The following is a 21,630-nucleotide window of genomic DNA, read 5'->3' as shown; positions in this document are numbered from 1 at the left end:
CTCCTCGTAACAGCGGCGGGCCGGTTTTCACGGCCTGGAAACACTCGGGGGCGACGGCGGAAACCGGGCTTCGGAAACCTGGCATTCAGTCCGCCCTCCCTCCTTCTTCGGCCGGGAGGCGCCCCTACGATCCGGCCCCCGGCAGGACCGCGACCCCGAGGAGACGCCCACAGTGAACGGCGCGGATACCACTTTCGTCTTGGTCAGTGCGTTCTTGGTGATGGTCATGACGCCTGGCCTCGCCTTCTTCTACGGCGGCATGGTCCGGGTGAAAAGCGCCCTGAACATGCTGATGATGTCCTTCATCTCGCTGGCGATCGTCAGCGTGCTGTGGGTGCTCTACGGCTATTCGCTGGCTTTCGGCCCGGACACCGGCGGAGTCGTCGGCAATCTGGACTTCGTCGGCCTCAAGGGCATCTCAGCCGACTCCCTCACCGGGAAAGGCGGCATTCCTGTCTTCGCCTTCGTCCTCTTCCAGATGATGTTCGCGATCATCACGCCCGCACTGATGAGCGGTGCCCTCGCCGATCGGGTGAAATTCAGCGCCTGGGCGGTGTTCCTCACCCTCTGGGTGACGGTCGTCTACTTCCCCGTCGCGCACTGGGTGTGGGCCGAGGGCGGCTGGCTCTACGACCTCGAGGTCATCGACTTCGCGGGCGGTACCGCCGTGCACATCAACGCCGGTGTCGGCGCGCTGGCCGCCGTGCTCGTCGTCGGCAGGCGCATCGGCTTCAAGAAGGACCCGATGCGTCCGCACAGCCTGCCCCTGGTGATGCTCGGTGCCGCACTGCTGTGGTTCGGCTGGTTCGGCTTCAACGCCGGTTCGGAGCTCGCCGCCGACGGCACCGCCGCCAACATGGCGCTCAACACCCAGCTCGCCACCGCGGCCGCCATGCTCGGCTGGCTGGTCTACGAGCGGGTGAAGCACGGCGCGTTCACCACGCTGGGCGCCGCCTCCGGTGCCGTGGCCGGGCTGGTGGCGATCACCCCCTCCGGCGCCGCGGTCAACGCCATGGGCGCGCTGCTGATCGGCGTCGTCGCGGGCGCGGTCTGCTCGTGGGCGGTCAGCCTCAAGTACAAGCTCGGCTTCGACGACTCGCTGGACGTGGTCGGCGTGCACCTGGTCGGCGGCGTCATCGGCACCCTGCTGGTCGGCTTCCTGGCCGTGGACGGCGTGGGCGGCCTCACCCAGTTCGGCAAGCAGGCGCTCGGCGCCGGCTCGGTGATGGCCTTCTCCTTCGTGGTCTCCTGGCTGCTGGCCAAGCTCGTGCACGCCACGATGGGCTTCCGCGCCGACCCGGACGACGAGGCGGCCGGGGTCGACCAGGCGTTCCACGCCGAGACGGCGTACGACTTCAGCGCCGTCGGCGGCTCCTCGGTCCGCGACCGGAGCGGCCCCGCGGCCGCCGGATCCGCCGCCGGTGGGACCACGGCCGCGCAGGGCCCGCGGGCGGACAGCGCCCGTCACGACAGCCACGACAGCAAGGTGGACGCATGAAGCTCATCACCGCCGTGATCAAGCCCTACCAGCTCGACGAGGTGAAGGAGGCGCTGCGGGCCTTCGGCGTCCAGGGCCTCACCGTCACCGAGGCCAGCGGCTACGGGCGGCAGCGCGGGCACACCGAGGTCTACCGGGGCGCCGAGTACACCGTCGACCTCGTCCCCAAGATCCGCATCGAGGTGCTGGCCGAGGACGAGGACGCCGAACAGCTCCTGGAGCTCGTCGTCAAGGCCGCACGCACCGGAAAGATCGGCGACGGGAAGGTGTGGACCGTCCCCGTCGAGACCGCCGTCCGGGTGCGCACGGGCGAGCGGGGACCGGACGCGCTGTGAGGGACGCGGCGACGGCCCCTGCGGGAGCACCGGTACCGGACGGCACCGGACGGTCCGCGGGGGGCGGCCTCCCGGGCACGCGCGCGTGCCCGGGAGCGGACCCCCGCGACGCGGACGAGGGCTACGCGGCAGCCCGGGTGCGGCTCCTGCAGGACACCGAACTCTCCGGCCCCGAGCGGCGCCGCGCCCTGTCCGCACTGACCGACCAGTGGCTCGCCGAGCTCTTCGGCTCCGACGCGCCCGCCGGGACCTCACTGGTGGCCGTCGGCGGATACGGGCACGGCGAACTCTCCCCGCGCAGCGACCTCGATCTGCTCCTGCTGCACGACGGCAGCACCGACGCCGCCGCCCTGGCCGCCCTCGCCGACCGCCTCTGGTACCCCGTCTGGGACCTCGGCCTCGCCCTCGACCACTCCGTCCGCACCCCGGATCAGGCGCGCACCGCCGCGGCCGACGACCTCAAGGTGCAGCTCGGACTGCTGGAGGCCCGCCACCTGGCCGGGGACGCGGACCTCACGGCGCAGTTGCGCACCGCCGCGCTCGGCAGGTGGCGTGCCCAGGCCCGCACCAGGCTGCCGGAGCTGCGTGACTACGCCACCGAGCGGGCCCGGCGCCACGGCGAGCTGCGATTCCTGCTGGAGCCCGACCTGAAGGAGGCCCGCGGCGGACTGCGCGACCTGACCGCACTGCGCGCCGTGGCCGCCTCCTGGCTCGCCGACGCCCCTCGGGAGGGGCTCCAGCAGGCCCGGGACACCCTCCTCGACGCGCGCGACGCGCTGCATCTGACCACCGGGCGCGCCACCGACCGGCTCGCGCTCCAGGACCAGGACCAGGTGGCCGACGCGCTCGGCCTGCTGGACGCCGACACGCTGCTGCGCCGCGTCTACGAGGCGGCCGGCGCGGTCTCCTACGCCGGCGACGTCACCTGGCGCGAGGTCGAGCGCGTCCTGCGGCCGCGCACCGCGGCCCCGCGCGGTGCGCGGCTGCGCGGCCTGCTGGGCGGCGGCAGGCGCTCCGCGGTGCGCCCCTCGGGTCAACCCGCGCCGGAGCGGACCCCGCTGGCCGAGGGCGTCGTGGAGCACGAGGGCGAGGCGGCACTGGCCCTGCACGCCCGGCCCGACCGCGACCCCGTGCTGCCGCTGCGCGCCGCCGCGGCGGCAGCCCAGGCCGGTCTCCCGCTGGCGCTGCCCGCCGTCCGCAAGCTCGCGCGCACCGCACCGGACCTTCCCGTGCCGTGGCCCGCCGAGGCCCGCGAGGCGTTCGTCACCCTGCTCGGCGCCGGGGGGGCCACCGTTCCGGTGTGGGAGGCCATGGACGCGGCCGGTCTGATCGCCCGCCTGCTGCCCGACTGGGAGCGGGTCCGCTGCCGCCCCCAGCGCAATCCCGTGCACCGCTACACGGTCGACCGGCATCTGGTCGAGACCGCCGTACGGGCGGCGGCGCTCACCCGCCGCGTGCACCGCCCCGACCTGCTGCTGACCGGTGCGCTGCTGCACGACATCGGCAAGGGATGGCCCGGTGACCACTCGCTCACCGGCGAGACCATCACCCGCGACCTGGCGGCCCGCATCGGCTTCGACGCCGCCGACGCCCGGACGCTGGCCGACCTGGTACGCCACCACCTGCTGCTGGTCGAGACGGCGACCCGGCGCAACCTGGACGACCCCGCCACCATCCGGTCCGTCGCCGACGCGGTGGGCTCCCACGGCACCCTGGAGCTGCTGCGCGCCCTGACGGAGGCCGACGCGCTGGCCAGCGGCCCGGCCGCCTGGTCGGCCTGGCGCGCTGCGCTCGTCGACGACCTGGTCTCCCGGGTGGCGGCGGTGCTCTCCGGCGCCGCCGTCGCCGAACAGACCGGCGGGCAGGAGCTGACGGCGGAGGGGGAGCGCCTGGCGATGGAGGCCTGGCGCACCGGCGGTCCCGTCCTCGCCCTGCGGCCCCAGCAGGGGGCCGGCCCCGGCGGCGGCCGGGCGGCGGCGGAATCCCGTACGGACGGGGAAGCGGCGTCCGCCGGCGCCGGACCCGAACCCGTCGGCGTGGAGCTGCGTGTGGCGCTGCCCGAGCAGCCCGGGGTGCTGCCCGCGGTCGCCGGGGTGCTGGCGCTGCACAAGCTGACCGTCCGGGCCGCCGATCTGCGGCTGGTGGAGCTGGCGGCCCTGGCCGGGAGCGCACCGGACGGCCGCGCGGACGGTCCGGGCGGTGACGCCCCGGAAGACCCGGGCCGAGGAGGCGACGGCCCGGACGGGGGTGGCGGGACGGCCCCGGCCGGTGGGACGGCATCCGGGGAGACCCCGCGGGTGCTGCTGCTCACCTGGCGCGTCGCCGTGCAGTACGGCTCGCTGCCGCAGCCGGCCAGGCTGCGCGAGGATCTGGTGCGCGCGCTCGGCGGCTCTCTGCGGCTGGCCGCCCGGCTGGCCGAGCGGGAGGCCGCCTACCTGCCGCGCCGCAGCGCCGCCGTGCAGCCCCCGCCGCGCGCCACTGTCGCCCCGGCCGACTCCGCGGCCGCGACCGTCCTGGAGGTGCGGGCCCAGGACGCCCCCGGCCTGTTGCACCGCATCGGCAGGGCATTGGAGGATGCCGGGGTGCTGGTCCGCAGCGCCCATGTGAGCACCCTGGGCGCCAATGCCGTCGACGCGTTCTATGTGACGGACGCCGCCGGATCCCCGCTCTCCGAGGTCGCGGCCGCCCGGCTCGCCCGGCGGCTGGAGGCCGAGCTGCGCTGAGCCCGAGTGCCCGGCGCGGGCCGGGAGGAGTCCCGGATCCGGACAGGCGGGCCGGTCCCGCCCGCGAGGCGGCTACCCTTGGCAGAGATTGCCTCCGCCACCGACCCGAGGACCGACGAGCGCTGTGTTCGATACTCTTTCCGACCGCCTGAGTGCGACGTTCAAGAACCTCCGGGGCAAAGGGCGCCTCAGCGAGGCGGACATCGACGCCACCGCCCGCGAGATCCGTATCGCCCTGCTCGAGGCGGATGTCGCGCTCACCGTGGTGCGCGCCTTCATCAAGCAGGTCAAGGAGCGCGCGCTGGGGGCCGAGGTCTCCCAGGCGCTGAATCCCGCCCAGCAGGTCATCAAGATCGTCAACGAGGAGCTGATCGGCATCCTCGGCGGCGAGACGCGTCGGCTCAGGTTCGCCAAGAATCCACCGACCGTCATCATGCTCGCCGGTCTCCAGGGCGCGGGCAAGACCACCCTGGCGGGCAAGCTGGGCCGCTGGCTGCAGCAGCAGGGGCACACGCCGATGCTCGTCGCGGCCGACCTCCAGCGCCCCAACGCGGTCAACCAGCTCTCCGTCGTCGCCGAACGCGCGGGCGTGGCCGTCTTCGCGCCCGAGCCGGGCAACGGCGTCGGGGACCCGGTCAAGGTCGCCGACGACTCGATCACCTACGCGCGTGACAAGCAGCACGACGTGGTCATCGTGGACACCGCCGGACGCCTGGGCATCGACCAGGAACTGATGCAGCAGGCGGCCGACATCCGGGACGCGGTCAGCCCGGACGAGGTCCTCTTCGTCGTCGACGCCATGATCGGTCAGGACGCGGTCACCACGGCGGAGGCGTTCCAGGAGGGTGTCGGCTTCGACGGCGTCGTGCTCTCCAAGCTCGACGGCGACGCGCGCGGCGGTGCGGCCCTCTCGGTCGCCCAGGTCACCGGCAAACAGATCATGTTCGCCTCGAACGGCGAGAAGCTCGACGACTTCGACGCCTTCCATCCCGACCGGATGGCCTCCCGCATCCTCGGCATGGGCGACATGCTCACGCTGATCGAGAAGGCGGAGCAGACCTTCAGCCAGCAAGAGGCCGAGAAGATGGCCGCCAAGCTGGCGAAGGGGCCCAAGGAGTTCACGCTCGACGACTTCCTGGCCCAGATGGAACAGGTCCGCAAGATGGGCTCGATCTCCAAGCTGCTCGGCATGATGCCGGGCATGGGCCAGATGAAGGACCAGATCAACAACCTGGACGAGCGCGAGGTGGACCGCACCGCCGCCATCATCAAGTCGATGACCCCGGCGGAGCGGGCCGAGCCGACGATCATCAACGGCTCGCGGCGTGCCCGTATCGCACGCGGCTCCGGAGTGGACGTCAGCGCGGTCAAGGGCCTGGTGGAGCGCTTCTTCGACGCTCGCAAGATGATGTCCCGCATGGCCCAGGGCGGCGGCATGCCCGGGATGCCGGGTATGCCGGGCATGCCCGGTGGCGGCGGGAGCAAGAAGAAGGGCAAGCAGAAGAAGGCCAAGGGCAAGCGTCAGTCGGGCAACCCGATGAAGCGCCGGCAGGAGGAGCAGGCCGCCGCCGCGCGCCGGGCCCAGGGCGGCCAGGGCGACGCCCTCGGCATCCCGGGCCCCGGCCAGGACCCCGGCGACTTCGAGCTCCCGCAGGAGTTCAAGGACATGCTGCCCCCGAAGTGAGGGTGCCGCGGCAAAGGCGGATGATGTCGTCCATGCGCGTATACATCCGCCCCCCGCGGCCCGCCGACGAGCAGCTCTACAGCGAGGCCGTCGTCCGCTCGGCAGACCACCTCCACCCGTGGAATCCCGTCGAGCCGGACGGCTTCCCCGATCTGCTCCGCCGCCAGGGGCCCGCGCTGCGCACCTTCCTCATCCTCGACCGCGAGGACGAGGGGCTCGTCGGCCGGGTGAACGTGGCCAACATCGTCCGCGCGCGCTTCCGCAACGGCTCCCTCGGCTACGACAGTTACGTCCCCTACGCGGGTACCGGCCGGATGACCGAGGGCATGCGGCTGGTCGTGGACCGCTGCTTCCAGTCGGGTCCCGACGGGCTCGGGCTGCACCGGCTGGAGATCAACGTCCAGCCGGAGAACGACCGCTCCCTGGCCCTGGCCAAGCGGCTCGGCTTCCGGCACGAGGGCTTCTCGCCGCGGATGCTCTACATCGACGACGCCTGGCGGGACCACGAGCGCTTCGCGCTCACCGTCGAGGAGTGGCCCGGCCTGGAGGGCTGAGCCCGCCGCGGGAGCGCCCCCACCGGGACGACCCGGGCGGGCGGCGGTCGCACGCGGATCGCCGGTGATACGTCCGGCTTGCGGGGGGTGTGCGGCTTGGGGGTACATCTGCGCACCCGCACCCATCTCCCCGGGCATCACCGAGAACTGACTGGTACGTGCAAAATATTTGCGATGCCCCGTAATCGGAACACCGGGGCACTCCCGCTCGTTGGGCACGACGTGAGCACGACACCACCAGTTCTCGCCGCCGAACTGGCAGCCGCCTGGGCCGACATTCAACGGCACCACCCCGAGCTGCCGGATCTGGCCGCGCCCGAATCACTCATCGGAGAGTCCTCGTCCGCCTGCGGTACCGGGCTCTCCTTCGAACGGCTGCTCCACGAGGCGGTCCACGGCATCGCGGCGGCCCGCGGTGTCCGGGACACCTCGCGGGCCGGCCGCTACCACAACCGCCGCTTCCTGGCGATCGCCGTGGAGCTCGGTCTCGACCACCCCGAGGAACCGCATCCCAGCAGCGGCTTCTCCCTCGTGGTACTCACGCCCGAGACACGACGGCGCTACCGCCCCACCGCCGACCGCCTGCAGCGGGCACTGAAGGCGTACAGCGCGGCCACCGAGACGGACACCGGGCGCAGCTTCCGCGGCCCGGCGGCCCGGCACGGCTCCTCCGGAGGCGGGGTCCGTGTCAAGGCCGTCTGTGACTGCGGGCGCAACGTCCGGGTCGTCCCCTCCGTGCTGGCGCAGGCCCCGATCATGTGCGGGGCCTGCGGCAAGCAGTTCCGCATCCCCGTCGATACGGCCCCGGTCCCGGAGCCGGAACCGATGGCGGCCGTGGGCTGACCGCCCGCGGTGCCGCGCGCCACACCGCCCCCTTCCCGGCCGCGGGCCCAGGGGGCGGGCCGCGGCCGGGAAGGGGGCGGTTTCTGCCGGGCTCCGCGGTGTGGCATCATGGTCGGCTGAACTCGACAGTCGCACAGGACCCCTCTCTCCTCCGGCTGACGCGTCCATTCGGGCACCCGGCGCTACAACCCCACGTGGCAGTCCGCCGTGTCCACCCACGTCAAGACCAGGAGACACCACACCCGTGGCAGTCAAGATCAAGCTGAAGCGTCTGGGCAAGATCCGTTCGCCTCACTACCGCATCATCGTCGCCGACTCCCGCACCCGCCGCGACGGCCGGGCCATCGAGGAGATCGGCCTGTACCACCCGGTGCAGAACCCCTCGCGCATCGAGGTCGACTCGGAGCGTGCGCAGTACTGGCTCAGCGTCGGCGCCCAGCCGACCGAGCCCGTCGAGGCCATCCTCAAGGTCACCGGCGACTGGCAGAAGTTCAAGGGGCTGCCCGCCCCGGAGCCGATGAAGGTCGCCGAGCCCAAGGCCGACAAGCGCGCCCTGTTCGAGGCCGCCGCCAAGGAGTCCGCCGACGAGCCCAAGGGTGAGGCCATCACCCCCAAGGCCAAGAAGGCTGACAAGGCCGACAAGAAGGCGGACGGGGCCGACGCTTCGGCCACCGCCACCGAGTCGACCGAGGCCTGAGGATGCTCGAGGAGGCCCTCGAGCACCTGGTGAAGGGCATCGTCGACCACCCCGACGAGGTGCAGATCGCGTCCCGCAACCTCCGTCGCGGACGTGTGCTCGAGGTCCGGGTGCACCCCGACGATCTCGGCAAGGTGATCGGCCGCAACGGCCGCACCGCGCGTGCTCTGCGCACCGTCGTGGGAGCGCTCGGCGGCCGGGGCATCCGCGTCGACCTCGTCGACGTGGACCAGGTCCACTGAAGCGCAGCATGCAGCACCGGCACGGGCCGGGGACGGCAGCCAAGCCGTCCCCGGCCCGTTGTCGCGCCCGGACCCCCGGTCCACACACCGCCCCGGGACCGCGGACACCCACCGAGTACCGAACCGAGCACGGAGAAGCACAGTGCAGCTAGTCGTCGCGCGGATCGGCCGCGCCCACGGCATCAAGGGCGAGGTCACGGTCGAGGTCAGGACCGACGAGCCGGAACTGCGGCTCGGCCCCGGCGCGGTGCTGGCCACCGAACCGGCCGCCGTCGGGCCGCTCACCGTGGCCACCGGGCGGGTGCACAGCGGACGGCTGCTGCTGCGCTTCGAGGGCGTGGGGGACCGCACCGCCGCCGAGGCCCTGCGCAACACGCTGCTCGTCGCCGAGGTCGACCCGGACGAGACCCCCGAGGACCCGGAGGAGTTCTACGACCACCAGTTGGTCGACCTGGAGGTCGTCACCGGGGACGGGACGGTCGTCGGGCGGATCGAGAGCGTCGCGCATCTGCCGGCCCAGGACCTGCTCGTGGTGCGGCGCGCGGACGGCGGTGAGGCCCTGATCCCGTTCGTCTCCGAGATCGTCCCGGAGATCGACCTGGAGGCCCAGCGCGCGCTCGTCGACCCGCCTCCCGGGCTGCTCGGCGAGGAGCCCGCGGACGCGGAGCCGGAGAAGGGGGAACCCGCGTCCGGGGAGCCGTCCGGGGGTCCGGCCACCCCCTCGGCGCCGGACGCCGAGGACCCCGGCCAGGGGAGCACCCGGTGAGGCTCGACGTCGTCACGATCTTCCCCGAGTACCTGGAGCCGCTGAACGTCTCCCTGGTCGGCAAGGCGCGGGCGCGCGGAGTGCTGGACGTGCGCGTCCACGACCTGCGCGCCTGGACGCACGACCGGCACCACACCGTCGACGACACCCCGTACGGCGGCGGCCCCGGCATGGTCATGAAGCCCGAGCCCTGGGGCGAGGCACTGGACGAGGTGCTGGCCACAGGCCGGCCGGACCAGGACTCCCCGGTGCTCGTCGTCCCCACCCCCAGCGGGCAGCCGTTCACCCAGGAGCTGGCGGTCGAGCTGGCGGGCAAGCCCTGGCTCGTCTTCACGCCCGCGCGGTACGAGGGCATCGACCGCCGCGTCATCGAGGAGTACGCGGAACGGTTCGACGTGCGCGAGGTCTCCATCGGGGACTACGTCCTCGCCGGTGGCGAGGCACCCGTCCTCGTCATGGTCGAAGCGGTCGCGCGGCTGCTGCCCGGTGTGCTCGGCAACGCCGCCTCCCACCAGGACGACTCCTTCGCACCCGGCACGATGGCGAATCTGCTGGAGGGACCCGTCTACACCAAGCCGCCCGAGTGGCGCGGACGGGGCATTCCGGAGGTGCTGCTGAGCGGTCACCACGGCAGGATCGCGCGCTGGCGCCGCGACCAGGCCTTCGAACGGACGGTCGGCAACCGCCCCGACCTGGTCGAACGCTGCGCCCCCGAAGCTCTCGACAAGCACGACAGAGCCGCCCTGGCGGCTCTGGGCTGGGAGCCGGGCGCGGACGGCCACTGGCGGCCGGGCCCCGGGGCGGCGCCGCACGACGGAGTCGGGCAGCGCGGCGCCGAGGAGCAAGTGGCCCCCGACCGGCAGCACGGCCTCGAGCAGGACGGGACCGGGTCGTAGCCCGGGCCGTAGCCGCCGGGTGCGGAGCGGGCGCCGATTTGGGCCGGGTGGGGAGCCCGTGGAAGAATGGGCCGACCCCGGCCTCGGGCTGGGATCTCCCGCTTCGTCTCCGGCGCGCGACCCTGCCACAGGGGGACCGACGCCCGCCGAGGACGCGGCCTTCGGACCATCACCACGATTCCGCTGATGACCTGTGGCATCGGCGAAGAAAGCAGACGGACATGTCCCACCTCCTCGACAGCGTCGACTCCGCCTCCCTGCGTACGGACGTACCGGCCTTCCGCCCCGGCGACACGGTCAACGTGCACGTCCGCGTCATCGAGGGCAACCGCTCCCGTGTCCAGCAGTTCAAGGGCGTCTGCATCCGCCGCCAGGGCTCGGGCGTGCGGGAGACCTTCACCGTCCGCAAGGTCAGCTTCAGTGTCGGCGTCGAGCGCACCTTCCCGGTGCACACCCCGATCGTCGAGAAGATCGAGGTCGTGACCCGCGGTGACGTCCGCCGCGCCAAGCTGTACTACCTGCGCGAGCTGCGCGGCAAGGCCGCCAAGATCAAGGAGAAGCGCGCGAGCTGAGCGCGCGTCCTCGGCGCCCGGCGGGCCGGTTAGGCTTCCGCTCGATGGAGACCGAGGAACAGCACGAACCACCGGAGCGCGGCCGCTCTTCGGTTCCCGAGCAGGGGACGAAGGGCAGGTCGCGCTCCGTGCGTCTGGGCCTGGCCGCGGCATCGGTGCCGGCGGTGCTCTTGCTGACAAGTGCATTCATCGTGCAACCTTTTCTGATCCCGAGTTCCTCGATGGATCCGACCCTGCGCGTCGGGGACCGGGTACTGGTGAACAAGCTGGTCTATCGTTTCGGAGACGGTCCACGACGCGGGGACGTCGTGGTCTTCGACGGCACCGGCTCCTTCTCGAGGGAGGCCGATCCCGACGCGAACCCGGTGGTGGCCGCACTGCGCGAGGCGGGCGCTGCGACCGGACTGGCACGGCCCGCCGAGACGGACTACGTGAAGCGGGTGATCGGGGTCGGCGGCGATCGGGTGCGCTGCTGCGACAGGCGGGGGAGGATCGAGGTGAACGGCCGGCCCGTGGACGAGGAGTATCTGCACTCCGGAAACGCCCCTTCCGCCGTACCCTTCGACATCCGGGTGCCCGAGGGGCGCCTGTGGGTGATGGGGGACTACCGTTCCCGCTCCAGCGACTCCCGCGACCACCTCGGCGAACCCGGTGGCGGCACGGTTCCGGTCGAGCGCGTGATCGGGCGGGCCGACTGGCTCGGCTGGCCGCCGAGCCGCATCGGATCGGTGCCGTCCGGCACGGGCAGTGGCCATGACTGATCCCGAGGGCTCCCCGGGCGACGCCGGATTCGGTGCGCCGGGCGCCGGAGCGCGTGGCGCCGACGGGGCCTGCGACCAGCACGGCGGCCATGGCGCGCCCGCCGGTCACGGTGCGTACGGCGGACCCGGCGGGAGGCCCGGCCGACCGCACGGCCCGGGGCCCGGTGCCATCGGCGGCGCGTCGCCGCCCGGCGCCGACTACCCGTACACGGAGCCCTACGACTACACGGGCCCCGACGCCCGGGCGGAGCCCTGGGGCCGCTCCCAGCCGTTCGGCGCCCCGGGCCCCGCCCCGCCCCCGCCCCCGGCCGGTCAGGGCCTGCCCGGTGAACCGGCGCCCGGGCCCCGGAACGCCGGGGCCGCCGATGCCGAGGGACTCGCTGACGCCACACTCCGCGAAGAGCCCGCTCACGCCGCCGAGCCGGCGGATCCGGCCTCCGAGGCGCCGCCGCTACGCCGCCCCGGTCAGGGCAGGGCCGATCGCAGGCGCGCCGCCAAGCGCATCCAGCGTCGGCGCAGGCTCTCCGCGACCAAGGAATTCCCGCTCCTCGTCTGCGTCGCGCTGCTGATCGCGTGGGTGCTGAAGACCTTTCTCGTGCAGGCGTTCGTGATCCCGTCGGGTTCCATGGAGCAGACCATCCGGATCGGGGACCGGGTGCTGGTGGACAAGTTCACACCGTGGTTCGGTGCCGAGCCGCACCGTGGGGACGTGGTCGTGTTCCAGGACCCGGGCGGCTGGCTGGAGAACGAGAAGAAGAAGCCGGATGGCGCGCCAGTCGGGATCAAGCAGGGCAAGGAACTGCTCACGTTCATCGGACTGCTGCCCTCGGACGACGAGCAGGATCTGATCAAACGGGTCGTCGCCGTCGGTGGGGACACGGTGCGTTGCTGCGACAAGCAGGGGCGCGTCACCGTCAACGGCACGCCGCTGAACGAGCCCTATCTTCACCCGGGCAACAAGCCCTCCCGGATGAAGTTCACGGTCAACGTCCCCGCAGGACGTGTCTTCGTGATGGGTGACCATCGCGCCAACTCCGCCGACTCGCGTTATCACCTGAAGGATTCGAATCGAGGAACGATCGGAGAAGACCGAATCGTTGGTAAGGCTGTCGTCATCGCGTGGCCGTTCGACCACTGGAGACGGTTGGAAGAGCCCGGAGTGTACGCCTCCGTCCCCGACCCCGGTGGCGGAGCCGTCTCCCTGCAGATGAACCGGGACAATCGGGTGGCGCAACTGCCGTTCTCCGCGGAACTTCCGCTCGTTATGGGAATGGTGGGCCTGTACCGCTGGCGGGACAGGCGAATGCGCGGCGTGAGGAGTGGATGTGGGGGATTTGGCGGTCGGTACGCGGTCCGGATCCGGGTACCCGGAGGACGGAGGTCCGGGTGCGGACGGCAGGACGGGCGACGCAGAAGCACCGGCCGTGGAAAGAGGGAGTGACAGCGTGACGGCGGAGACCGACGGGACGGCGGCCGGCTCAGGGGCGGACGGGGACGGCCCGTGGACCTCCGGGGCGAAGCCGCAGCACGAGGCACCGGACCCGGACGGAACGGCCGAGGCGGCGGACCCGTCCGGAGAAGCCGGGGAGCCGGACGACAAGAAGGCCGCGAAGAAGCAGCGCCCGTTCTGGAAAGAGCTGCCGATGCTCATCGGTATCGCGCTCATCCTCGCCCTGATCATCAAGACATTCCTGGTCCAAGCGTTCTCCATCCCCTCCGACTCGATGCAGGACACGCTTCAGCGCGGTGACCGGGTGCTGGTGGACAAGCTGACGCCGTGGTTCGGAGCGACCCCGGAGCGCGGCGAGGTCGTCGTCTTCCACGACCCGGGCGGCTGGCTCCCCGAGGCGCACGTCGAGGAGAACTTCCTGCAGACCGCGCTCAGCTTCATCGGCCTGATGCCCTCGGCCAACGAGAAGGACCTGATCAAGCGGGTCATCGCGGTCGGCGGGGACACGGTGGAGTGCAAGAAGGGCGGCAAGATCCGGGTCAACGGCACGGCGCTGGACGAGTCCTCGTACGTCTACCCGGGCAACACCCCGTGCGACGACAAGCCGTTCGGGCCGCTGAAGGTCCCGAAGGGCAAGCTGTGGGTGATGGGCGACCACCGCCAGGACTCCCTCGACTCCCGCTACCACCAGAACCAGCCAGGAGACGGCTTCGTCCCCGAGAAGCAGGTGGTGGGACGGGCCATCGTCAAGGCGTGGCCGATCAACCGCTGGGGCACGCTGCCGGTCCCCGAGACCTACGACCAGAAGGGCGTGCAGTCGCGCGCGCTGAGCGCCGCGCCGGGCGCTGTCGGCCTCGCGGGCGCTGTTCCGCTGGTGCTCTGGCGGCGTCGGCGGACGCAACTGCGGCATGCGCGCCCTGTCGCGCAGTCCGCATCCCGCGAGGGCTGACGACCTCGAGTACCGCCCGGTAGGGTCAGCGGTCTGCGCCGATGCAGGCTGTCGGGTCCGTTGCGCAAGAGCCGGGAGTACGGAAGTGAGCAAGGCAGAACGTGCCGACGAGGGCCGCGGCCGCCTGGGTGACCGAATCTCCGGAGCGGCTGTGGCCCTCGGGTGTGTGCTCTTCCTCGGCGGCTTCGTCTGGGGCGCCGTCCTCTACAAGCCCTACACGGTGCCCACCGACTCCATGGACCCCACGGTGCAGGCCGGTGCCCGGGTGCTCGCCGAGCGGGTGGACGGCGACGAGGTGCGGCGGGGGGACGTCGTCGTCTTCCAGGACTCGGTCTGGGGCACGGTGCCCATGGTCAAGCGCGTCGTGGGCGTCGGCGGGGACAAGGTCGCGTGCTGCGACCGGGAGGGCCGGCTCACCGTCAACGGCCGGCCCGTCGACGAGTCGTATCTGCATACCCGGGGTGACGACTCCCAGCGGGCGTTCGAACCCACCCGGGTGCCTGAGGGAAAACTCTTCCTGCTGGGGGACAACAGGCAGGCATCCCTCGACTCGCGGGTGCACCTTGAGGACGCCGACCACGGTGCCGTGCCACGCTCCGCCGTCCAGGCCCGGGTCGCCGCCATAGCCTGGCCCGGGAGCGCGGCCGGAATGCTTCCGGAGCCGAGCGGCTTCGCCGACATGCCCGGGGGCACCTCCGATCGTGGTCCGCTTCCGCTGGCACTGACCGCCGTGCTTGTGGGGGCCGTCCTGGTGCTGGGCGGGGCGGCGTACGGACCACTTGCGCGGCGCCGCGCGACTTCGGCCCGACGCCGCTCGGGGTGACGCACAATGGGGGGACGCACGGCTGAAGGGGAACATGCCATGAGCGCCGAGGACCTCGAGAAGTACGAGACCGAGATGGAGCTCAAGCTCTACAGGGAGTACAGAGACGTCGTCGGACTGTTCAAATACGTGATCGAGACCGACCGGCGCTTCTACCTCACCAACGACTACGAGATGCAGGTCCACTCGGTGCAGGGGGAGGTCTTCTTCGAGGTGTCGATGGCGGACGCCTGGGTCTGGGACATGTACAGACCGGCCCGCTTCGTCAAGCAGGTACGCGTCCTGACGTTCAAGGACGTCAACATCGAGGAGCTCAACAAGAGCGAACTCGATCTGCCGGAGGACTCCGGGTTCAAGAGCTGAACCGCTCCGTGCCCTTGCGGCATCCGGCCCGGCGACGCGTCCCCGCGTCCCATGGCGTCCCCGTGGCACGCGACCCGGCAACGGGTCCGGTGCCACGGGGACGCTTTGCTGAGGGCTCCGCTGAGCACTCACTCGTGAAGGTGACGGGGATATCCACATTTGCCGGGTTCTCCACAGAAAACGAGCAAGATCCCCGAACTGCCTCAGGCGCCGTCACAGTCGGTGTCCGGAGGTGGTGCCGTGATGAACACCGGCGAAACACACAACGGAGCTGACACCGCACGTCCCCGCACCCCGCAGCCGGCAGGGGAACGCCCGGGCGGCCGGAGCCCGCGGGGCGGCCCGGACCCGGGTCGGCGTGAGGACCGGCGCAGGCCCGCCTGCGCGAGGGGCGCCCTGGGCCGGTACGGAGAGGACCTGGCGGCGCGCCGGTTGCGCGAAGCGGGCATGGCGGTCCTGGAACGCAACTGGCGCTGCGCCGAGGGCGAGATCGACATCGTCGCGCGGGACGCCGATGCGATTGTGATCTGCGAGGTCAAGACCCGCAGGGCCGTACCGTTCCAGACCCCTATGGGCAGCCTGCCGCCGGCGCGGACGGCCCGGCTGCGGCGGCTGGCGGGGCGCTGGCTCTCCGAGCGCTGGATCGCGCGCTACGGCCGCCCGCCCACCGGTGGAGTGCGCATCGACCTGGTCGGCATCGTCCTGCCCGGCCGAGGCGCGCCCGTCGTGGAGCATGTCCGGGGGATCGGCTGATGGCCTTCGCCCGCACCTGCGCCGTCGCACTCGTCGGGGTCGAAGGCGTGCTGGTCGAGGTCCAGGCCGACCTGGAACCGGGTGTCGCGGCCTTCACCCTGGTGGGGCTGCCCGACAAGAGCCTCACCGAGAGCCGGGACCGGGTCCGGGCCGCGGTGGTGAACTCCGGAGTGCCCTGGCCGCAGAAGAAGCTCACCGTCGGCCTCAGCCCCGCCTCGGTGCCCAAGGGCGGCAGCGGCTTCGACATCGCCGTCGCCTGCGCCGTCCTCGCCGCGGCCGAACGCCTCGACCCGCGGCAGACCGCCGAGGTGGTGATGATCGGGGAGCTGGGTCTTGACGGCCGGGTGCTGCCGGTCCGCGGAGTCCTCCCCGCCGTGCTGGCCGCAGCCGACGCGGGATACCGGCAGGTGGTCGTCGCCGAGCAGAACGCGGCGGAGGCCGCGCTGGTCCCCGACGTCTCCGTGCTCGGGGTGCGCAGCCTGCGCCGACTCATCGCCGTGCTGGCCGACGAACCGGTTCCCGAGGAACCCGAGGGCACCGACGGAGTACTGCCCGGCGCCGCCCGCGCCGGGCTCACCGGGCCCCCCGCGGCACCGGGTCTCACCGGCCTGCTCGGCGAAGAGCGTCCCGTGGACCTCGCCGACGTGGCGGGGCAGCACAGCGCCCGGCACGCCCTGGAGATCTCCGCCGCGGGTCGGCATCACCTCTACTTCAAGGGGCCACCCGGCGCGGGTAAGACGATGCTGGCAGAACGACTGCCCGGGCTGCTGCCCCCGCTCAGCAGAAAAGAGTCGCTCGAGGCCACCGCCGTGCACTCGGTTGCGGGCGCCCTGCCCGGCGGACAGCCGCTGGTCGCCAGGCCGCCCTACTGCGCCCCGCACCACTCGGCCACCATGGCCGCACTCGTCGGCGGCGGCTCCGGCCTGCCCCGCCCCGGCGCGGTCTCCCTGGCCCATAATGGAGTGCTCTTTCTGGACGAAGCAGCCGAATGTGGTGCGCAGGTCCTGGACGCGCTGCGGCAGCCGCTGGAGTCGGGGCACGTCCTGGTGGCGCGGGCCGCCGGAATGATGCGGATGCCGGCCCGCTTCCTGCTGGCGCTGGCCGCCAACCCGTGTCCCTGCGGACGGCACGGCAGCGTCGGTGGCGGGTGCGAGTGCAGGCCCTCCGCGGTACGCCGCTACCGGGCGCGGCTCTCCGGGCCCCTGCTGGACCGTGTCGACCTGCGGGTCACCGTGGCGCCGCCGGCCCGCTCCGAGCTGGCCGCGGTGGACGGCCGCGTGGAGTCCACCCGTGTGGTGGCCGCCCGGGTCCAGGAGGCGCGGGAGCGCGCCGCGGTGCGGTACGCCGAGACGCCGTGGGAGACCAACAGCGAGGTCCCCGGGCACGAACTGCGCACCCGCCATCCAGCGGTCCCCGGAGCGCTCGCCGACGCCGAGGAAGACCTGGAGCGCGGACTGCTCACCGCGCGCGGCCTCGACCGGGTGCTGCGGGTCGCCTGGACCGTCGCCGACCTGGCGGGACACCCTCGGCCCACCCGTGACGACGTCCACGCCGCCCTGGAGTTGAGGACCGGCATTCGCCGGGGCTCCCCGACCGCGGAGGTTCCCGTATGACCGCCGGGCACCCGCGGCCGGGGGCAGAGCGTGCCGGCCCCGATACCTCCCCGCCCCCGGCCGCCCCGGAGCACGGGCCGCCCGCTGCGGAGCCGGGTGCCCGAGCGGCGCCCCCCACGGCCGCCGGGCTGCCGGGCCCGGTCCGGCCGGGGCAGGCTCCCGAGGAGTCCGAGCGCCTCGCACGGGCGGCCCTCACCCGTATCGCGGAGCCGGGCGACGAACTCGTCGGAAGGTGGCTGGCCGCGCACGGCGCATGCGCGGTGGTGGCGGCGCTGAGCGGGAGTGGTCGACCGCTCAGCGGCAGGAGAGAGCGGCGGTGGGCGGGACTGAAGCTGCGGGCCGCACGGGCGCGGCCGCATGCGGACCTGGAAGCCATCGCCGCGAGCGGCGGCCGTTTCGTCTGCCCGGGGGACTCCGAATGGCCCCGTCAGCTGGACGACTTGGGCCACGCCGCACCGTTCGGGCTGTGGTTGAAGGGTGAGCCCTCCCTCCGGTTGTGGGCGCTGCGCTCGGTGGCCGTCGTCGGCGCCCGCGCGTGTACCGAGTACGGTGCGCACTCCGCCGCCGCGCTCGGTGCGGGGCTCGCCGAACGCGGATGGACCGTGGTGTCGGGCGCCGCCTACGGCATCGACGCCGCTGCCCATCGCGGGGCTCTGGCCGTCCGGGGGCCGACCGCGGGGGTTCTGGCCTGCGGTGCCGACGTCGCCTATCCACCGGGCAACCAGGAGCTGATCCGAGCGATGGGAGAGCGCGGCCTGCTGATCGCGGAGCTGCCGCCCGGTGACCACCCCACCCGCAGCAGATTCGTGCTGCGGAACCGGGTGATCGCCGCGCTCACCCGGGGAACGGTCGTGGTGGAGGCGGCCCTGCGCAGCGGAGCGCTGGTCACGGCGCGCCGCGCCCTGGCGCTGGGGCGGCAACTGATGGGCCTGCCCGGTCCGGTCACCTCCGGACTCTCCCAGGGTGTCCACGAACTCCTGCGGGGCGAGGCCACAGTGGTCACCGATGCCGACGAAGTGATCGAACAGGTGGGGATGGTCGGTGAGCTGGCTCCCGAGCGCCGGGCACCGGCGGTGCCGAGGGACGCGTTGAGCCCCGGTGCGACGCGGGTACTGGAAGCGCTCCCCGGCCGGGGAACGGGCGAGCTCTCCCGCATCGCGTCTTCCGCGGGTGTGCCGCCGCGCGAAGTCCTCGCACGCCTCCACGAACTGCGGGCGCTCGGCTTCGTCGAACGCGACGGTGAGGGATGGCAGTTGACCGCACTGGGCAAGGGGCACCCCATCGGGTGATGAGGCGGTCCTTGACCTGGGGCTATCGGGTGAAAGGGTGAGCCGTGCGCGCTCACCGGGGCGGCGCGGGTCCCGCGGGGCAGGTCACCCCGGCCCCGTGCCCGGTCATCCGCGCCGCGTCCGCCTCCCGTGCCGCCGAACAACCGCGGAAAGGAGCATGCCGACGCCGGGAAGGAACCAGGACGTCGCTTACCGCGACGTCGCGGTCACGCTACGCTCACACCATCTCGCAATCAGACTCACGCTTCCGCACCGACAGACCACCACTACCCAGCAGAACGGCTCAAGGCGACGTATGCCTCAGCACATCTCCGGGCCCGACCGCACCGCCGCAGCGGCCGCCGCAGCCGCGCGCCTCGTGGTCGACGACGATACGCCCAGGACTGCGCCCAGCTCGCTGGATGAACTCTGGCGGTCCTACAAGGCCACAGCGGACAGCGGGCTGCGCGAACAGCTCATCCTGCACTATTCGCCGCTGGTCAAGTACGTCGCGGGCCGGGTGAGCGTCGGCCTGCCGTCCAATGTCGAGCAGGCCGACTTCGTCTCCTCGGGGATCTTCGGACTCATCGACGCCATCGAGAAGTTCGACCCCTCCCGCTCCATCAAGTTCGAGACCTACGCCATCACCCGCATCCGGGGCGCGATGATCGACGAACTGCGGGCGCTGGACTGGATCCCCCGGTCGGTACGGCAGAAGGCCCGCGCCGTGGAGCGTGCCTACGCCACCCTCGAGGCCCGGCTCAGGCGGAGCCCCTCCGAGTCGGAAGTCGCCGAGGAGATGGGCATCGAGACGGAGGAACTGCACGGCGTCTTCAGCCAGTTGTCCCTGGCCAACGTGGTGGCTCTGGAGGAACTGCTGCACGTCGGAGGGGACGGCGGCGACCGGCTGTCTCTGGTGGACACGCTGGAGGACACCGCAGCCGACAACCCCGTCGAGGTTGCCGAGGACCGGGAGCTGCGGCGGCTGCTGGCACGGGCCATCAACACCCTCCCCGAACGGGAGAAGACGGTGGTCACCCTCTACTACTACGAAGGTCTCACCCTCGCCGAGATCGGTCAGGTGCTCGGGGTCACGGAGAGCAGGGTCAGCCAGATCCACACCAAATCGGTTCTGCAACTGCGGGCCAAGCTCGCCGACGCGGGACGCTGACCCAGCCGGTCGCACGGGACCCGTGCAACTTTCGACCGTCCCTCCTTAAGCTGGGGTCGTGCCCAGGATTCGAGCGGCCTCCGTGGCCGAGCACCGGACGATGCAGCGCGCGGCCCTGCTGGACGCCGCCAGGTCACTGCTGTCCGAGGGCGGTACGGAAGCCCTGACCTTCCCCGCCCTCGCGCAGCGCACCGGCTTGGCGCGCTCCTCCGTCTACGAGTACTTCCGCTCCCGTGCCGCGGTCGTCGAAGAGCTGTGCGCTGCCGACTTCCCGGTGTGGGCAGCCGAGGTCGAGTCGGCCATGCGGGCCGCACCGACACCCGGGGGCAAGGTCGAGGCATACGTCCGCAGGCAGTTGGCCCTGGTCGGGGACCGCCGCCACCGCGCCGTCGTCGCGATCTCCGCGGGTGAACTGGATGGAGGGGCGCGCGAGCGGATCCGCGCCGCACATGGCGGGCTGATCTCGATGGTCGTCGAGGCGCTCGGCGAGCTCGGCCACGCCCGGCCCCGTCTCGTCGCCGTGCTGCTGCAGGGCGTCGTGGACGCGGGGGTGCGTCGTATCGAGCTGGGAGCCGCCGAGGACCCGGAGCAGATCGCCGAGGCCGCCGTCTCCATGGCGCTGAACGGCGTCCGCGGCTGACCGCGGACAGGCGGTCGGTGGGAGGCGGTCCTTCCGCCTCCCGGCATCCGGCCGATCGGCCACCGCCCGCGGCCCGCGGCCTTGCCCCGGACCTGCCGTTCAGCCGCCGGTGCGCCCACAGCGCGCCCAGCGCGAGAGCCGAGGCGCCCAGGCCGGCGGCCGGGCTGTCTCTGTCGGTGGCAGCGGCCTGCGGCACCCGGCCCGGTCCGCTGTCCGCCGATTCCCGCCGCCCCGGGGCGCTGCCCTCGTCCGGTACCGGCACTCCGCGGACGGGCAGCAGCCGGGAGGGTCCGCCAAGGAGCGCGGCGGGCAGCAGGGAGAGCGGGTCGAGATAGCGCTTGCCCCGCAGCAGCCCCCAGTGCAGGCACGTGCGCGGACAGTGAGTGCCGCGCAGGAGTGTGCCCACCCGCTGACCGGCCCGCACCTGCTCGCCCTTGTGCACGGAGGGCCGCACCGGCTGGTACGTCGTCCGCAGCGGAGGCCGTCCCGAGCCGCTGAGCTCGATGGAGACCGCCCACCGCCCCGCGACCCGTCCGGCGAACGAGACCCGGCCCGCCGCCACCGCGCGTACGGGCTGCCCGGCGCCGGAGGCGAGGTCGACCCCGCGGTGGCCCGCCGACCACGGTTCGGGCGGTGGATCCCAGCCGCGCAGCACCAGCGGCCTCCCGGCACCGCCTCTTCCCCGGACCGGCCAGGCCCGCCCGGCCACCGGGAGGTCCGCTTCCCGGCCCGGGGGATCGCGGTCTCCGGACGCGTGGCTCGGCCCGCCCCCCGCTCTCACGGCCTCGCGGGCATCCGTGGCGGCGGACGGCTCCACCGCGCGGGCCGCGGCGGGTGCGGTCATCGTGCTCACATCGGGAAGGGAGCTCAGCAGGACCAGCAGCCCCAGCAGCCCCAGCAGGAGAACGGCCCGCGCCGCGTGCCCGGCGGCGCGGGCCGCTCCCCGTCGCGCTCCCCGTCGGTGCGGAGCGCGGGAACGGGAAGGCCGCGAGACCGGGAGGGCGCGGCCCGAGTCGTCGCCGGGGAAGG

The 21,630-nt window shown here is 72.7% G+C and carries 21 protein-coding genes and 1 pseudogene; 21 read left to right on the top strand and 1 reads right to left on the bottom strand.

Annotated features, from left to right (window positions below):
- The first annotated feature begins 172 nt into the window (after positions 1-172).
- The 21 genes from P2424_RS22925 (at position 173) to P2424_RS22825 (ending at position 20,601) form a co-directional block, all read left to right on the top strand.
- A complete protein-coding gene (locus P2424_RS22925) occupies positions 173-1,498 on the top strand; it encodes an ammonium transporter (protein ID WP_276477629.1) in 1,326 nt (441 codons plus the stop codon).
- Positions 1,495-1,833: a P-II family nitrogen regulator gene (locus P2424_RS22920; RefSeq protein WP_276477628.1), complete on the top strand. Its 339-nt coding sequence runs from the start codon at positions 1,495-1,497 to the stop codon at positions 1,831-1,833. Before P2424_RS22925 ends, P2424_RS22920 begins: the two co-directional genes overlap by 4 nt.
- On the top strand, positions 1,830-4,556 hold the full coding sequence (locus P2424_RS22915; protein WP_276477627.1) for a [protein-PII] uridylyltransferase: 2,727 nt from the start codon (positions 1,830-1,832) through the stop codon (positions 4,554-4,556). Before P2424_RS22920 ends, P2424_RS22915 begins: the two co-directional genes overlap by 4 nt.
- A 124-nt stretch (positions 4,557-4,680) precedes the next feature.
- A complete protein-coding gene (ffh, locus tag P2424_RS22910; protein WP_276477626.1) occupies positions 4,681-6,240 on the top strand; it encodes a signal recognition particle protein in 1,560 nt (519 codons plus the stop codon).
- A gap of 32 nt (positions 6,241-6,272) precedes the next feature.
- Positions 6,273-6,794 (top strand): GNAT family N-acetyltransferase, encoded by a 522-nt coding sequence (locus P2424_RS22905; protein WP_239502222.1) that lies wholly within the window; start codon positions 6,273-6,275, stop codon positions 6,792-6,794.
- Positions 6,795-6,968: 174 nt separating this feature from the next.
- On the top strand, positions 6,969-7,637 hold the full coding sequence (locus tag P2424_RS22900; protein WP_276477625.1) for a hypothetical protein: 669 nt from the start codon (positions 6,969-6,971) through the stop codon (positions 7,635-7,637).
- A 244-nt stretch (positions 7,638-7,881) separates the two neighbouring features.
- Positions 7,882-8,334, top strand: a complete 453-nt coding sequence (gene rpsP / locus P2424_RS22895; RefSeq protein ID WP_075002504.1) for a 30S ribosomal protein S16 — start codon at positions 7,882-7,884, stop codon at positions 8,332-8,334.
- Positions 8,335-8,336: 2 nt separating this feature from the next.
- Positions 8,337-8,576, top strand: a complete 240-nt coding sequence (locus P2424_RS22890) for an RNA-binding protein (RefSeq protein WP_276477624.1) — start codon at positions 8,337-8,339, stop codon at positions 8,574-8,576.
- Positions 8,577-8,718: 142 nt separating this feature from the next.
- Positions 8,719-9,342: a ribosome maturation factor RimM gene (gene rimM / locus P2424_RS22885; RefSeq protein ID WP_276477623.1), complete on the top strand. Its 624-nt coding sequence runs from the start codon at positions 8,719-8,721 to the stop codon at positions 9,340-9,342.
- Complete coding sequence (trmD, locus tag P2424_RS22880; protein WP_276477622.1) at positions 9,339-10,238, top strand: tRNA (guanosine(37)-N1)-methyltransferase TrmD; 900 nt, start codon at positions 9,339-9,341, stop codon at positions 10,236-10,238. The genes rimM and trmD overlap by 4 nt, the downstream gene beginning before the upstream one ends.
- 221 nt (positions 10,239-10,459) lie before the next feature.
- Positions 10,460-10,810, top strand: a complete 351-nt coding sequence (gene rplS, locus P2424_RS22875; protein WP_075002508.1) for a 50S ribosomal protein L19 — start codon at positions 10,460-10,462, stop codon at positions 10,808-10,810.
- Between the two features lie 44 nt (positions 10,811-10,854).
- On the top strand, positions 10,855-11,571 hold the full coding sequence (gene lepB / locus P2424_RS22870; protein ID WP_276477621.1) for a signal peptidase I: 717 nt from the start codon (positions 10,855-10,857) through the stop codon (positions 11,569-11,571).
- Positions 11,564-13,012 carry a signal peptidase I gene (lepB, locus tag P2424_RS22865; protein WP_346660112.1) on the top strand — a complete coding sequence of 483 codons (1,449 nt, stop codon included), beginning with the start codon at positions 11,564-11,566 and terminating at the stop codon, positions 13,010-13,012. The genes lepB (P2424_RS22870) and lepB (P2424_RS22865) overlap by 8 nt, the downstream gene beginning before the upstream one ends.
- A 4-nt stretch (positions 13,013-13,016) precedes the next feature.
- Positions 13,017-13,970: a signal peptidase I gene (lepB, locus tag P2424_RS22860; RefSeq protein ID WP_276477620.1), complete on the top strand. Its 954-nt coding sequence runs from the start codon at positions 13,017-13,019 to the stop codon at positions 13,968-13,970.
- Between the two features lie 85 nt (positions 13,971-14,055).
- The gene (lepB, locus tag P2424_RS22855; protein WP_276477619.1) at positions 14,056-14,793 is read left to right on the top strand and encodes a signal peptidase I; all 738 of its coding nucleotides are present in this window, start codon (positions 14,056-14,058) and stop codon (positions 14,791-14,793) included.
- 39 nt (positions 14,794-14,832) lie between these two features.
- Positions 14,833-15,156, top strand: coding sequence for a DUF2469 domain-containing protein (locus P2424_RS22850; protein ID WP_019355837.1), 324 nt, complete (start codon positions 14,833-14,835; stop codon positions 15,154-15,156).
- 396 nt (positions 15,157-15,552) lie between these two features.
- Positions 15,553-15,909: a YraN family protein gene (locus P2424_RS22845; RefSeq protein ID WP_276479085.1), complete on the top strand. Its 357-nt coding sequence runs from the start codon at positions 15,553-15,555 to the stop codon at positions 15,907-15,909.
- On the top strand, positions 15,909-17,522 hold the full coding sequence (locus P2424_RS22840; RefSeq protein ID WP_276477618.1) for a YifB family Mg chelatase-like AAA ATPase: 1,614 nt from the start codon (positions 15,909-15,911) through the stop codon (positions 17,520-17,522). The genes P2424_RS22845 and P2424_RS22840 overlap by 1 nt, the downstream gene beginning before the upstream one ends.
- Complete coding sequence (gene dprA, locus P2424_RS22835; protein WP_276477617.1) at positions 17,519-18,811, top strand: DNA-processing protein DprA; 1,293 nt, start codon at positions 17,519-17,521, stop codon at positions 18,809-18,811. Before P2424_RS22840 ends, dprA begins: the two co-directional genes overlap by 4 nt.
- Before the next feature lie 295 nt (positions 18,812-19,106).
- Positions 19,107-19,961, top strand: coding sequence for an RNA polymerase sigma factor WhiG (gene whiG, locus P2424_RS22830; protein ID WP_276477616.1), 855 nt, complete (start codon positions 19,107-19,109; stop codon positions 19,959-19,961).
- A 100-nt stretch (positions 19,962-20,061) separates the two neighbouring features.
- On the top strand, positions 20,062-20,601 hold the full coding sequence (locus P2424_RS22825; RefSeq protein ID WP_276479084.1) for a TetR/AcrR family transcriptional regulator: 540 nt from the start codon (positions 20,062-20,064) through the stop codon (positions 20,599-20,601).
- Between the two features lie 250 nt (positions 20,602-20,851).
- Here P2424_RS22825 and P2424_RS22820 read toward each other — a convergent pair.
- Positions 20,852-21,445, bottom strand: a pseudogene (locus P2424_RS22820) (M23 family metallopeptidase); the annotation flags it as partial.
- Positions 21,446-21,630 lie beyond the last annotated feature (185 nt).

The organism is Streptomyces sp. WMMB303 (assembly GCF_029351045.1).
Taxonomy (GTDB): Bacteria; Actinomycetota; Actinomycetes; order Streptomycetales; family Streptomycetaceae; genus Streptomyces.
The sequence above is the reverse complement of the archived record's forward strand: the minus strand, read 5'-3'. Positions and strand labels throughout refer to the sequence as shown.

Bases quoted from the DNA above. Each gene is read 5' to 3' on its own strand.
- P2424_RS22920 (WP_276477628.1), top strand. From the start codon at position 1,495: ATGAAGCTCATCACCGCCGTGATCAAGCCCTACCAGCTCGACGAGGTG.
- P2424_RS22905 (WP_239502222.1), top strand. From the start codon at position 6,273: ATGCGCGTATACATCCGCCCCCCGCGGCCCGCCGACGAGCAGCTCTAC.
- P2424_RS22900 (WP_276477625.1), top strand. From the start codon at position 6,969: ATGCCCCGTAATCGGAACACCGGGGCACTCCCGCTCGTTGGGCACGAC.
- P2424_RS22890 (WP_276477624.1), top strand. From the start codon at position 8,337: ATGCTCGAGGAGGCCCTCGAGCACCTGGTGAAGGGCATCGTCGACCAC.
- rplS (WP_075002508.1), top strand. From the start codon at position 10,460: ATGTCCCACCTCCTCGACAGCGTCGACTCCGCCTCCCTGCGTACGGAC.
- lepB (WP_276477621.1), top strand. From the start codon at position 10,855: ATGGAGACCGAGGAACAGCACGAACCACCGGAGCGCGGCCGCTCTTCG.
- lepB (WP_346660112.1), top strand. From the start codon at position 11,564: ATGACTGATCCCGAGGGCTCCCCGGGCGACGCCGGATTCGGTGCGCCG.
- P2424_RS22850 (WP_019355837.1), top strand. From the start codon at position 14,833: ATGAGCGCCGAGGACCTCGAGAAGTACGAGACCGAGATGGAGCTCAAG.
- P2424_RS22840 (WP_276477618.1), top strand. From the start codon at position 15,909: ATGGCCTTCGCCCGCACCTGCGCCGTCGCACTCGTCGGGGTCGAAGGC.
- dprA (WP_276477617.1), top strand. From the start codon at position 17,519: ATGACCGCCGGGCACCCGCGGCCGGGGGCAGAGCGTGCCGGCCCCGAT.
- whiG (WP_276477616.1), top strand. From the start codon at position 19,107: ATGCCTCAGCACATCTCCGGGCCCGACCGCACCGCCGCAGCGGCCGCC.
- P2424_RS22825 (WP_276479084.1), top strand. From the start codon at position 20,062: ATGCAGCGCGCGGCCCTGCTGGACGCCGCCAGGTCACTGCTGTCCGAG.